Here is a 13,101-nt window from a genome sequence, read left to right as displayed (position 1 = left end):
ATTTAATGTTAGCTCATTGATTAATACCCGTGAAACTCACTTAACATAGCATTATTCGTAACTTTGCTTAATTGAATGGTACATATCAATAAACTCATCACTAGCAAGATCTTCTGGTGTTACAGGTAAACCTCGTAAGACAAAGACACCTAACCTTTCTTCTAACTCTTCACCGGCTCTAAGTTCACCAGTATAAAATGCCGCAGAACGAATAAAGTCGAGATAAGTCACTTTTTCAGGCATATAATGAAGATCAGCCCAACGCTCCACCACTTCCATAACTTCTGGGGCAAAGTCCCACGTTTTTAATACCGCACGACCAATCGGCCCCTGCATTTTACGTACGAGACTTCGTAAGTCATCAATTCGGCTAAACAATTCTGGGTGAACTTCTGCTTCGGTTAATACTGGTAATGCACCAATATTATGTACCAATCCCGCAAGGGTAAGCGTATCACGGTCTAGTTTTTTAGTGGGATGACGTTTGTTATACATTTCAAGCATCGCACAAGATGAAGCCGTCACTTCAATAGAGGTTTTCCATACCTCATCCATCACCTCCCACACCATTTCGTTGGTTGAGATAAAGAGCTGTTCCATGGCAACTGACGTGGTAATAGATTTAATTTGCACTAAACCAATACGATTAACTGCGGCATTGATGCTTTCTGCTTTATTACCACGAGAATATAAAGCGCTGTTTGCCACTTTAATAATACGGGCTGAAATAGCCGCATCTTGTCCAATAATATCTGCTACTTGTTTAAGGCTCGAATCTTGACGAGATACCACTTCTTGAACACGCATGGCCACTTCAGGTAATGTTGGTAAAACTAAAGCATCATCTTTGAGCTTTTTTAATAGTCCAACCAAGAGTTGATGTTCCGTAGACATGGGTTCTCCATAAATAAATAGTCTCTAATGCTGGATTATATACCCAAACCGATAACGTTTGCGATTACTCAACTGACGACAACTCAATTATTTATATCTTTCTGTGCTGATTTAACAGTTATAAATTCCTTCGATACAATAAAAATACAACCAACCTCACAAATACCAAGGCTATATTTGTCCTCGCTAATATCCTTAAGTAAGCTTCGCCCCTTTCATCACACAATGTTCAATTAGGTCGAAAAACATGTTTAAACCTGAATTATTATCTCCTGCTGGTACGCTTAAAAATATGCGTTACGCCTTTGCTTATGGTGCTGATGCTGTTTACGCAGGCCAACCTCGTTATAGCTTACGAGTTAGAAATAATGATTTCAAAATGGAGACACTTGCCAGCGGTATTGAAGAGGCTCACGCCCTCGGTAAAAAATTGTATGTGGTGAGTAATATTGCCCCACATAATGCCAAGCTAAAAACCTATATTAAAGACATGCAACCGGTGATCGCGATGAAACCTGATGCGGTGATCATGTCTGACCCTGGGCTTATCATGATGGTCCGCGAAGCGTTTCCTGAACAAGTGGTTCACTTATCGGTTCAAGCAAATGCGATTAACTGGGCATCGGTTAAATTCTGGCAACAACAAGGCATCAAGCGAGTCATTTTATCGCGTGAATTATCATTGGATGAAATTGAAGAAATTCGCCAACGTTGTCCAGATATTGAATTAGAAGTGTTTGTGCATGGCGCACTTTGCATGGCGTACTCTGGCCGTTGCTTGCTCTCTGGTTACATGAATAAACGCGATCCTAATCAAGGGACCTGTACCAACTCATGCCGTTGGAAATACGATGTGCACCCAGCACAGCAAACAGAGACTGGCGATATCATCCCTGTGGCTCCAACCGTACAGTTTGAGAGCCCTACATTAGGTTCGGGCCAACCTAGTAGCGACATAGTGCTACTGCAAGAAGCTGGTCGTCCTGGCGAGTATATGCCTGCGTTTGAAGATGAACATGGCACCTACATTATGAACTCAAAAGATTTACGGGCTATTCAACATGTGGATCGTTTAACCAGAATGGGGATTGATTCATTAAAAATTGAAGGTCGTACCAAATCTTTTTACTATGTCGCGCGCACCGCACAATTATATCGCCAAGCAATTGAAGATGCCGCTACAGGCAAAGACTTTGATCGCACATTAATGAACAACCTTGAAGGTTTGGCGCATCGTGGCTATACCGAAGGGTTTTTACGTCGTCACGTTCATGACGAATATCAAAACTATCAATATGGCCATTCTGTGAGTGATAGCCAGCAATTTGTTGGTGAATTCACCGGTAAACGAAATGCTGAGGGTTTGGCTGAAATTGATGTAAAAAATAAATTTTCAGTCGGTGACAGTGTTGAAATAATGACAACTGAAGGTAATTTTGTTATCACTATTGAATGGTTAATAAATCGCAAAGGCGAATCGATTGACTCTGCTTTAGGCTCAGGCCATTTTGTGTTTCTAGCGCTTCCAGCAGCTATTAATATCGACAAAGCCATGTTAATGCGTAATTTACCTGAGGGAATGGATACCCGAAACCCTCATCAACCAGCTTAAATTAAGGTTTTTATGGCACTAATCATCGACGATAGCTGTATCAATTGTGATATGTGCGAACCCGAATGTCCTAATGAGGCCATTACTATGGGTGAAGAGGTGTATGAAATCGATCCCGCGTTGTGCACCGAATGTGTCGGTCATTACGACAAGCCAACTTGCGTGTCTGTTTGTCCTATAGATTGTATCGATCCCGACCCAAAAAATGTCGAGTCACATGATGCGCTATTACTAAAATACGCTGCTCTCACGGGCAATGTGTAACCTCAGGATTGAGCAACTAAGAGCTAATATATAGTGCCTAGGTACCTAGTATCTAGTATCTAGTATCTAGCATCTAGTATCTGCAAAAACGGCGCTTAATGCGCCGATTTTTATAGTCAAATAACACCATCACTATTCACTGGCTGTTAATGTTTGTAATACTTTTGCCAGTTGCTCAATGCCGATCCGAGCGGGTTTGGGTAAGTTATCTAACTCTATAGACAACAATAAATTTTTAACCTCTAACCCCAACTCTGTATCCCCTTCTATACGTAATTTACGCTGAAAAAATAGCGTGTCGGGATCTTCTTTGCCTGCTGCAACCAAAATTAACTCAGGCACATTGGCACTTAATGTCACATCAGGCTGAGTAAAAGCACGCACTCGTAGTTGTTGTTCGACACCCACCTCAAAACGCAAACCAATATCATCAACACAAATGCCTACCCACTTTTGTTTGAGAAAATGGAGTTCATCTGCCTTCAATTGTTCCGCTAACACTAAATTAAGCAGCTTATTAATGACGATTATTTTTAACGCTTCAGGCATCAAGTTCAGCGAGCGACGGCTTACTTGAGGCGCGAAATGTAACAAGTGCGCCGATAATTGTTGTGTAAATGCTTGAGCCATCGAGAGTACCTACTTGTAAATTGAACCAATAATCAAGTCAGTTTACTGGCAATTTATCTAACGAAACCTGTTTTAAATCAAATCATGTTAACTCAATCACATTTACACTCCTGTTCTTTGAAAAAAATGAGAACACCAACATGGAACTCTTATGCCCTGCAGGTAATTTAGCGTCGCTCAAAGCCGCTCTGAACGCTGGCGCTGATGCGGTTTACCTCGGACTAAAAGATGACACTAATGCGCGCTCGTTTGCAGGTCTAAACTTTTCTGCAGTACAACTGGCACAAGCGACAAAACTGGCCCAAAGCCAAGGGCGAAAGGTATTTTTAACCCTAAACACTTTTCCGAAACCCGGCGAAGAACAGCGCTGGTATCAGGCCGTTGATTTAGCCGCACAATTAGAAATGGATGCCCTCATCGTAGCTGACTTATCATTACTCGATTATGCCCACCAGCATTATCCGCACCTTCCGCTACATTTATCGGTACAAGCCAGCGCCACAAACTTAGGGGCTCTGTCATTTTATCAACAAGCTTTTAATATCGAACGAGCAGTATTGCCACGAGTGTTGTCGATTAAACAGGTTAGAGATTTAGCTAAAGTGAGCCCTGTTGAGCTTGAAGTATTTGCTTTTGGTAGTTTATGCATCATGGCTGAAGGACGCTGCCATTTATCATCATATGTAACAGGACAATCACCTAATACCGGCGGCTCATGTTCCCCGGCTAATCATGTGCGCTGGCAAGATTCTGGCAGCGATAAATTGACCCGACTCAATAATGTATTAATCGATAAAGCTGATGCTAACCAACAACTGGGTTATCCAGTGGTCTGTAAAGGCCGTTATGTTGCTGAGTACGATCATGATGCAAAGTATTTACTGGAGTCACCTACCAGTTTAAACACCTTAAGCTTGTTACCCGAGCTCGCCCAAGCGGGAATTAAATCACTTAAAATAGAAGGACGTCAGCGAAGCCCTGCTTACGTCAGCCAAGTCACCCACGTTTGGCGTAGCGCTATCGACACTTATTTAGCCAACCCCGAGTCTTTTTGCGAGCAACCACAATGGTCGCAAGCGTTAGCAAAAGTATCCGAAGGACAAATCACTACATTGGGCGCTTATGAGCGTCAATGGCAATAAGGTTTTACAATGAAAATATCTCTCGCTCCAATTAGTTACTGCTGGTCGAAATCTGACGTTGAGCACTTTTATCAGCAAGTAGCATTGAGTAACATCGATAGCGTTTATTTAGGTGAAACCGTATGCAGCCGCCGCCGTGAACTGAAGTTTAACGACTACCTAGATCTCGCCAATATGCTCAAGTCTCATGGCAAACATGTGGTGTTATCAACCATGGCTTTGATAGAAGCGCAATCTGAGCTTAATGAACTGAAACGAGCTATTGATAATGGTGATTTTAGTATCGAAGCGAATGATATGGCTGCAGTACATTATGCGCACCAAGCGAAAGTCCCCTTTGTGTGTGGGCCAACAATCAATAATTACAATCGGACCAGTCTTGATTTATTGCACCAAAAAGGGATGTACCGTTTTGTCATGCCTTGTGAATTATCCCAGCAGTGGTTAAACACCGTCATCAATCAAGGTGATAAACCCGCTTTTGAAATAGAGGTGCTCGGTCACGGCTATTTACCCTTGGCACATTCTGCACGCTGTTTTACCGCCAAACATTACCAATTGCCAAAAGATAAGTGTCAAACTATTTGCCAACGCCATAGCAAAGGCTTACTGGCTCAAACTCAAGAGTCACAACCGTTACTCCGCTTAAATGGCATTCAAACTCAATCTGCGGCGCAGGTAAACCTGATTAACCAAATTCCACAAATGATAGACATGGGGATTGATTATTGGCGTATATCCCCCAATAAATTAGCCGATATAGCCATGGGTTCAGAACTTGCTGATGTATTAACACAAATAACAGAAGAGCCGCTTAATAGTAAATCGCTAATTAATAAACAGTTTAATGACAATAAACAGGCATCGATTATCAATCATCATTGCAATGGCTATTGGTTAGGGTTACCGGGCATGGACTATTCCCTTGAGCCCAATACTCCAGCGCGTTAACCTTATAAACGCTACTTGATAGCCATTAATAAAAGTGGTCATGAACCGTCATCATATCCATGTTTATTAATGGCATACAAACCATAAAAAAGTGCTAGATCCAAAGATAACACACACCCGCAACAAAGTTTCAACAGGCTGATTAAATTAGATTTTAACCATATACCCCAACAATTTCTTAAAGTAAATATCTACTCACATTTAACTAATATCTATTCGATTAAGTTATCATTTTACATACAGCAAATAAGGGGGTAACCTTGCCTACCCAAAAAAACAACTGAATGGACATTCAATTTTGGTCCATAATAAACAGTTGGGTAGCACAGCTGGCCAACTTAGAACACATAAGTAAGGTGTATTTAACGTGACACATAAAAAACATAACATTAAAACAATTCTCACCTTTATTATTCCGTCACTGATTGGCTTGTTACTGTTTATGACGCCTATCAATGTCGAAGGTTCGATTACCATTCCGATTGCAATCATCTCAAAAGCGTTGCAAAGCCAAATGGGCAGTTCGATTCAGCTTATTGTTACCTGCATTGTAGTATTAATGGCATTGGCCTCGTTACTCACACAGCTCATTAATCCTAAATTCGTGCGTAAAAGTACTTTTTTACGCACTTTACTGAAAGTGAATTTATTTTGGTTAGCGGTGCGCATTCTAGGCGCAATTTTTATCGTCATGGTTTATTTGCAAGTGGGCCCCGAAGCGATTATTTCATCGGCCACGGGTGGCTTAGTTCTGAATGATTTAGTACCTGTACTATTTTCAGTATTTATTTTTGCTGGCATGTTATTACCGCTATTGCTCAATTTTGGTTTATTGGAGTTTTTTGGCACATTATTAACCAAAGTAATGCGCCCAATATTCAATTTACCTGGTCGCAGTGCTATTGACTGCATGGCATCTTGGTTAGGTGATGGCAGTGTGGGCATTTTAATGACCACTAAACAATACGAAACCCGTTTCTATACTGCACGCGAAGCTGCTGTTATTGGTACAACCTTTTCTGCCGTATCGATAACCTTTAGCTTAGTGGTGATATCACAGGTCAAACTTGAGCACTTGTTTGTGCCGTTCTATCTGACAGTGTGCTTAGCTGGTTTTGTTGCTGCAATAATAGTCCCTAAATTACCGCCGCTATCATGGAAGAAAGATCTGTATATTGATAATACCCCTCGCCATGAAGATGACGAAACGATCCCAGCCAATCATGGTGTATTTTCGTGGGGATTTGATCAAGCAATGCAACGCGCATCTTCTGCAGGTGGCATTAAGCATGTGCTAACGGAAGGGATTAAAAACGTTGTCGATATGATATTCGGGGTTATCCCTGTTGTTATGGCTATTGGTACCGTCGCATTAGTGTTGGCTGAGCATACGCCTATTTTTAATTACTTAGGTATGCCATTTATTCCGCTGTTAGAACTGCTGCATATTCCAGAAGCCACCGAAGCCTCGAAAACGATTGTGGTAGGGTTTGCCGATATGTTTATCCCATCCATTTTGGCCAGCTCTATAGAATCAGATTTGACCCGTTTTGTTATTGCTGCTTTATCGGTTACTCAGCTTATTTATATGAGCGAGGTAGGTGCTCTTTTAATTGGTAGTAAAATACCGGTTAACTTTTTTGAGCTATTCGTTATCTTTATTCTACGAACCTTAGTAACACTACCGATTATTGCATTAATGGGTCATTTACTCATTTAGTTGAAGTCAGTATATATAACCACTCAAAATAACCAGGGAGCGCAATGCGCTCCTTTTTTAAACTAAATATTCTCAGCGTAATCGAGATAAATCGAGTATGCTTAAACAATAAACACTGACTATGTGTCTTTGCGATATTGATTACTAAGGGCAAACTATGGACGACAGACGTAAATTTTCTCGCATTTTTTTTGCAGCCAGTGCTCATCTCGCGCAAACAGAACAAACTTGGCGCACTAAAATTTTAGATTTAAGTCTTAACGGTGCATTAGTAGAATTACCATCTGGGTATACAGGCCAACTCAATAGCATTTTAACCTTAGAGTTTGTGTTACCCGACTCTGATATTGAACTCAAAATGGAAGCGAAAATTGTCCATAAAACCCCAGAACACCTGGGCTTAAAGTGTACTCACATTGACGTTGACAGCATTACCCACCTGCGCCGAATTATTGAACTCAACATAGGCGACGCTGAGTTATTAGATCGTGAGCTTACGTCGTTAATCACTCCAGCGCCTTAAGCTTTCAGATATACCGTAAAATGCAAAAAAGGTAAGTCAATGACTTACCTTTTTTATGCTCAAGTTTTGCTTTTAGCAACCGAGGGTTAATTAATTAACTCAAGCAGCTCATGGATAGTTTTCACTGGAATAATTTTTGCCCCTAGCCCTTCCATGGTTTTGTGATAATTACGGAATGGGATAAAAATCTCTGTAAAACCATGCTGCGCAGCTTCTTTGACTCTCGGCACACCACTATCAATTGGGCGCACATCGCCATTCAAACTCAACTCGCCCATAATACAAGTGGTTCTAGGCACGACAAAGTCGTTTAAACTGCTCAGTAATGCCGTAACAAGCGCTAGATCGATGCAGGTTTCTGACTCATCAATTTTTAAACCGCCTACTATATTAAAAAATGTATCATGAAAAATTTTGGTTTTAGTATGCTTACGTAAAATACCGGTTAACATTTTAATCCGATTCATGTTTAAGCCCACACACACTCGTTGTGGAAACTCAGATTCAGTCTCGGTGGTTAAACATTGTATTTCCAATAGTAAATTACGGTTACCTTTACGAATACAAGTGATGGTCGAGCCCGGCGATTCGGTGGTTGAACCCGATAAAAATATTTCACTTGGGTTATCAACACTGATCATACCGCGTTCACTCATGCGGAATATCCCCACGGTATCAACATCACCAAAACGGTTTTTATTGGCGCGCAAGGTACGAATTTGCCCGTCGTTGGTGTCGATATGTAGCAATGAATCTACGATATGAACCAAGGTTTGCGGGCCTGCTATTTCGTTATTTTTATTTACGTGAGCAATAATGAACATGGTGACATTATTTTTTTTACAATATTGAGTAAATGCTTGAGCCGCCGTTTTAACTTGTGAAGGCGACCCCGGACTGCCATTGGCCGCATCGGTGACAACCGCTTGAATAGAGTCAATGACAGCAAACTTGATTTGCTTGGCTTCTAATTCTTCAATAATGGCTTCTACACTGGTTTCAGACAGCAGAAACAAGTTATCTTCGTTATAATTAAGCTTTAAACGATTAACACGGTTTTTGAACTGAGATAATGATTCTTCTGCAGTACAGTACAGTGAAGCCATAGATTGTGACATCCGAGCGACCAAATCAGACAGTAATGTTGTTTTACCAGCTCCTGGGTCACCGGAAATAATATTCACCGATCCCGTCGTTAAACCACCACTGAGCACTCTATCTAATTCACCGATTTCAGTCAGTCTTTTTTCGGCATCTTGTGATTCAACTTCACTGAGTTTTTTAGAGCCCCCCCCCACAGCACCAGCGTATCCCAATACCGATGAACGTGAAGTTGAACTCTTTGAGGCCGACAGTTTCATTTCCACCAAAGAATTCCACGCACCACAACGACACTGTCCCTGCCAACGCGGATAATCCAGGCCACAATCGTCACAAACAAATGCCATTTTTGGAGCTTTCGCCATGTTAGTTCCTAGGTTGCAAATCAATTAGTACTTTTATGACCCATGTCACTCAGTCTAAAAGTTAATAAAGCATCATTGTTAGAAATTTCTTTACTGCCTAAACCTCACATCGAACGAATCAAATATGACGGTTTAGGCAACTCATAAGTATAATAATAACAACGATCTTTAGTCAGAGTCTTGCCAATGATTAAAATATTGTCCACACTCATGTAAACAAACTGTAAAAATCAACAAACAAACGTTACATCAATACAGCATTACCATTAATACGCTATGTTAGTCTTCGTTTCTGAGTAATTAACAACGATATCATTTGTGCATACCTATCGAACAACATTGAAATGTATATTACTATAAAGATCAGCACTTTCTTGCCGATAAAATTATCAGCCAGGCTCACAATAAGCATTTAAAACGATAAAATAATGAGTTTAGATAACCACAGGGCATTAATCGAACAACTAAAACCACTGATCATGGAACCTGATTTTCAGGACGTATTTGAACAGTTAACCGTTGACGAATCTAATTCAACCCGTTTTCTATTGAAAATGGAGCTAAACCGTATCTCATCTTTATGTACACGAATTATAGATTTACGAGATAAAACGGAACTGCCATGCGAAGAAGTTGTCATCGCTAACCAAAGATATTTTCTAGACGAACCCGCTAAAGAAGCACTGCTACAAGCACTACCATTATACCGCAACAAATATACCTTAGGTGTATACGAGCACGTTATAAAAGCGCATAAACTGCGACGTCTGAAACTCAGAGAAAATGTTTCAATTGAGGTTGTCGACGAGGAAAATCCATTTTTAGTGCCTGGTGTGGTACTTGGCAGCTACTTTAATCGCTGTGAAGAACGAATGAATTATAGCATTCGAATTATGGTTTCTCAGCAAGGCATAACCGAAGTGAATGGCGCAACGCTAGATTTATCTGTCGGCGGCGCTCGCATTAAGTTGCCATTAAAGCATCATTTAGACCAAGATAAACCTTTGCGAGTAAAACTACTTGAACTCAGCGATGAATTTTATCTAGATGATCTAAAGCATGGTGTTGAATATCAAATAGTGGATATTCAAAACAAAGATGATAGTGCTATTTTTAGATTGAAAAGACTGGGTAGTGGAGAAGCATTAGACGGCGTACTATCGCAGCTTATACGCAGTTATAAATTCCGTTATAAAGTTGATGTCAACGACGTCATCGTTACTGCTACCGGATTAGGTTATGAACGTCATTACTTACCACTATTAACGCATCTTCCTTTATTTGTTTCGATTGTCGATGGTAAACCAATCATAGCCTACGAATTACTGGGTAGAGGTAACCAACCAATCCAACATTATTTTCAAGATGAAAATGAAATAAGTCAGCTACCGAGCTTTATTAATACCCGACGCTTAAGCCAAATGATCAAAAGCTCCGAAAATAATGAACATTGTTATTTATTCAGTTTTACACACAATGCTAATGGTAAATTACATTTTTATTCTGCTACCTTAGCAGAGCTTAAAGCAACCAAAAATATGCATCTCTTTTTAGGTTTTGCGTCGACAAAAACCAGCTGGCGCGTATTTAAAATTGTAATGCAGCCTATTGATCATAGCAAAAACTATAAAACATCCACCTTACCGGGGGATGATGCTCGTTATGCGGCCCTCACTGAGCAACAATTAGCTCAATTTAGTCATACTTTACAACTTATTGATTTAACCAACGAGGAAGCTCGTAAAGACTATCAATGCTGGTTTGATCAATCTGATGTGAATGGCTTAAAGATTTTCTCTCAAGCAAAAATAAAACAACACAGCATCAAAAAAGTATCAATGCCATTTAGTGAGCGGCGCCATGAGGCTCGATTCGTCTTTAAAACCTTAGTCACAATTCAACAAGGTGATAAACAGGCCACTGGTATTACTCATGATATTTCGAGTCGAGGTTTACAACTGACTCTAGATAAATCAGCTAATTTCAACGAACCGGGTCCGGTTACATTATCATTTCCACGCCTGCAAGCCGCTGCTGGAAAAACTAATTTATCGAATTTACCTTATCAGCTAATTCGCAGCCGGATGAATGGTGCAACTTTGCATTTGAGTGCCATCATTGGCCACTCTCCGCATGAAGGCGTTGAGTTTTTAAGTAAATTAATTGCTCACAATAAACAAAAACTCGAGCAATTATCAGACAATGAAGGCCAGAAAAAAGAACTGGCTGATGGTATGAAAAATCTCGTGATGCGCCAATTGCCAGGAGTGCCATATTTTATCGAAAAAACAGTAAAAGCGGCACAAATGGCTTACATAGGTATTGGTACCACGACTGATGAAATAAGCCATTTATTTGCTCAAGACAGCGATAAGGTACTGCAATACAATTTAAAGCCACTACTAGACAACAATGTATTAAAACAACACATCATAGACCCTATCAAGTTAATGAAACCCACTCATGATATGGCCTTTTTTGAAGTGTTTATGCAACTCACCCGCCACCCTAGAGGTACAGTACAGATCCAATGTAAACTTAAATCAGAACTGGGTAATAGAGAACAACAAATTCAATTTATTACTCAAAGCAAAAAAGTGGGTCGCTTCATGGCGTTAAGGGTGTATATAGGAGCAACTGACAAGCCCGATATGAGCTATATTCGACGCGAGCTAGAATATATCCACATTCATGCTAATCACCGTGCAAAGCAATTAGAAGAACAATTATGGAGAGTTATCGGTTCGGGTGAGCTATTAGATATTACTACTGAAGTTGAAATCCGTTTTCCAAGCTTAATGATACTAGCCTAAGCAATCTTTCAGAAACCGCTACTCGTAATAAGCTATGGCATAAATCGATAAGAAGGATTTAGTTCAAATCAGCATTTTTTGCTAGTCAAAGATTGAGTAACCAGAGAATAGGTTAATAACCACTTACTATTCCCATACAGCTAACTTGGCTCACATTGATAAATACCACTGTTTAATTTGTACAAAGTGATCTTGCTCGGCTTGTCGTTCAGTCAACATACCAGCATGATTATAATCCAATAAATTGCCCTTTTCTTTGGCGAGTAAAGTGTACTTAACCTGGCTAAAACCACATTCATCAATCATATCGCGTACATCTGACGGATTGCCTAATACGTGATCATTTTTACCAGCGATAAACCATGCCGGTGGCCATACCGCTTTAGTTGCGGCTTCTGCATAGTGAAAATTATCATCATGATCAACCCAATCACCTCGCACCCAATCAATCGTTTGTAATAATGATGCACTGCTCTCATTATCCATACCAACACGGAGTCGACAGGCATCAAAGTAGCCTTGTCTGCCAATATAAAAAGGCGCAAAACGATTCCAGAAAAAATCGACCATAAGCCATTTTTTAAATGACTTCACTTTGATAGTACGTTTGGAACCAAAGGTTAGTAACGATGCAACACTAGACTGTAAATGACTATAACGAGCCAGACTACTGGCCATTAACACCCCGCCCCATGAATGGGCACACCAATGGACTTTATTAACCAAAGGATGACGCTGTAGAATAAACTGCTGCACTAGTGGCAATTGTTCACGGATGACTTCTCCTTGTCCCAACGTAAAGTCACGGTGAATTTTAGGCTCGCTTAAGCCTCGTCCTGCGGTATCCATCACATAAACATCAAAACCAGCGTTAGCTAAAAAACAGCCTAAACCACGGCCAGAACTGCTATAAAACACTCTTCCATTAGACATAGCTCCATGCAACATCAAAATAGGAATACCTAGGGCTGTCGGCAACGAAGGACGAATATGCCGCAGGTGCAATTGACCAACTCTGTATGGTATAAAAAGTGAATCTTGGAGGAGTTCTATAGTCAAAATAGGCAGTTATGTTAGTGATTATAA

Annotated in this window: 11 protein-coding genes; 7 read left to right on the top strand and 4 right to left on the bottom strand. The window is 40.4% G+C overall.

Annotation, left to right across the window (positions count from 1 at the left end):
* Positions 1-51: 51 nt before the first annotated feature.
* Positions 52-894: an HDOD domain-containing protein gene (locus H5125_RS04095; protein ID WP_101085693.1), complete on the bottom strand. Its 843-nt coding sequence runs from the start codon at positions 892-894 to the stop codon at positions 52-54.
* Between the two features lie 247 nt (positions 895-1,141).
* On the opposite strand from H5125_RS04095, the gene yegQ reads away from it, so the two are divergent.
* Both yegQ and H5125_RS04085 read left to right on the top strand, forming a co-directional pair.
* Positions 1,142-2,506, top strand: a complete 1,365-nt coding sequence (yegQ, locus tag H5125_RS04090) for a tRNA 5-hydroxyuridine modification protein YegQ (protein ID WP_101085695.1) — start codon at positions 1,142-1,144, stop codon at positions 2,504-2,506.
* Positions 2,507-2,518: 12 nt separating this feature from the next.
* Positions 2,519-2,770 carry a YfhL family 4Fe-4S dicluster ferredoxin gene (locus H5125_RS04085; RefSeq protein ID WP_162022538.1) on the top strand — a complete coding sequence of 84 codons (252 nt, stop codon included), beginning with the start codon at positions 2,519-2,521 and terminating at the stop codon, positions 2,768-2,770.
* 132 nt (positions 2,771-2,902) lie between these two features.
* Here the strand turns inward: H5125_RS04085 and H5125_RS04080 are convergent, their stop codons facing one another.
* Positions 2,903-3,400, bottom strand: a complete 498-nt coding sequence (locus tag H5125_RS04080) for an SCP2 domain-containing protein (RefSeq protein ID WP_101085699.1) — start codon at positions 3,398-3,400, stop codon at positions 2,903-2,905.
* 140 nt (positions 3,401-3,540) lie between these two features.
* Between H5125_RS04080 and H5125_RS04075 the strand changes: the two genes are divergently transcribed.
* From H5125_RS04075 to H5125_RS04060, 4 genes are all read left to right on the top strand, one after another.
* Complete coding sequence (locus tag H5125_RS04075; protein ID WP_101085701.1) at positions 3,541-4,542, top strand: peptidase U32 family protein; 1,002 nt, start codon at positions 3,541-3,543, stop codon at positions 4,540-4,542.
* 9 nt (positions 4,543-4,551) lie between these two features.
* The gene (locus H5125_RS04070) at positions 4,552-5,493 is read left to right on the top strand and encodes a U32 family peptidase (RefSeq protein WP_182743610.1); all 942 of its coding nucleotides are present in this window, start codon (positions 4,552-4,554) and stop codon (positions 5,491-5,493) included.
* A 442-nt stretch (positions 5,494-5,935) separates the two neighbouring features.
* Positions 5,936-7,213, top strand: a complete 1,278-nt coding sequence (locus tag H5125_RS04065) for a YjiH family protein (RefSeq protein WP_243756207.1) — start codon at positions 5,936-5,938, stop codon at positions 7,211-7,213.
* A 157-nt stretch (positions 7,214-7,370) separates the two neighbouring features.
* Positions 7,371-7,736 carry a PilZ domain-containing protein gene (locus tag H5125_RS04060; RefSeq protein ID WP_182743609.1) on the top strand — a complete coding sequence of 122 codons (366 nt, stop codon included), beginning with the start codon at positions 7,371-7,373 and terminating at the stop codon, positions 7,734-7,736.
* An 86-nt stretch (positions 7,737-7,822) separates the two neighbouring features.
* On the opposite strand, the gene radA is transcribed toward H5125_RS04060, so the two are convergent.
* Positions 7,823-9,202: a DNA repair protein RadA gene (gene radA / locus H5125_RS04055; RefSeq protein ID WP_101085709.1), complete on the bottom strand. Its 1,380-nt coding sequence runs from the start codon at positions 9,200-9,202 to the stop codon at positions 7,823-7,825.
* A gap of 428 nt (positions 9,203-9,630) precedes the next feature.
* Here radA and H5125_RS04050 point away from each other — a divergent pair, with 428 nt between their 5' ends.
* Positions 9,631-12,015, top strand: coding sequence for a PilZ domain-containing protein (locus tag H5125_RS04050; protein ID WP_101085711.1), 2,385 nt, complete (start codon positions 9,631-9,633; stop codon positions 12,013-12,015).
* Between the two features lie 150 nt (positions 12,016-12,165).
* Here H5125_RS04050 and H5125_RS04045 read toward each other — a convergent pair whose 3' ends face one another.
* Positions 12,166-13,074, bottom strand: coding sequence for an alpha/beta fold hydrolase (locus H5125_RS04045; protein ID WP_101085713.1), 909 nt, complete (start codon positions 13,072-13,074; stop codon positions 12,166-12,168).
* Positions 13,075-13,101 lie beyond the last annotated feature (27 nt).

Source organism: Shewanella sp. SR44-4 (assembly GCF_014163715.1).
GTDB lineage: Bacteria > Pseudomonadota > Gammaproteobacteria > Enterobacterales > Shewanellaceae > Shewanella.
Note: the sequence above shows the minus strand (reverse complement) of the source record. Positions and strands in the feature narration are given on the sequence as shown.

Excerpts from the sequence above, each read along its gene's own strand:
- H5125_RS04095 (WP_101085693.1), bottom strand. The coding sequence starts at position 894 with ATGTCTACGGAACATCAACTCTTGGTTGGACTATTAAAAAAGCTCAAA.
- yegQ (WP_101085695.1), top strand. The coding sequence starts at position 1,142 with ATGTTTAAACCTGAATTATTATCTCCTGCTGGTACGCTTAAAAATATG.
- H5125_RS04085 (WP_162022538.1), top strand. The coding sequence starts at position 2,519 with ATGGCACTAATCATCGACGATAGCTGTATCAATTGTGATATGTGCGAA.
- H5125_RS04080 (WP_101085699.1), bottom strand. The coding sequence starts at position 3,400 with ATGGCTCAAGCATTTACACAACAATTATCGGCGCACTTGTTACATTTC.
- H5125_RS04075 (WP_101085701.1), top strand. The coding sequence starts at position 3,541 with ATGGAACTCTTATGCCCTGCAGGTAATTTAGCGTCGCTCAAAGCCGCT.
- H5125_RS04070 (WP_182743610.1), top strand. The coding sequence starts at position 4,552 with ATGAAAATATCTCTCGCTCCAATTAGTTACTGCTGGTCGAAATCTGAC.
- H5125_RS04065 (WP_243756207.1), top strand. The coding sequence starts at position 5,936 with ATGACGCCTATCAATGTCGAAGGTTCGATTACCATTCCGATTGCAATC.
- H5125_RS04060 (WP_182743609.1), top strand. The coding sequence starts at position 7,371 with ATGGACGACAGACGTAAATTTTCTCGCATTTTTTTTGCAGCCAGTGCT.
- radA (WP_101085709.1), bottom strand. The coding sequence starts at position 9,202 with ATGGCGAAAGCTCCAAAAATGGCATTTGTTTGTGACGATTGTGGCCTG.
- H5125_RS04050 (WP_101085711.1), top strand. The coding sequence starts at position 9,631 with ATGAGTTTAGATAACCACAGGGCATTAATCGAACAACTAAAACCACTG.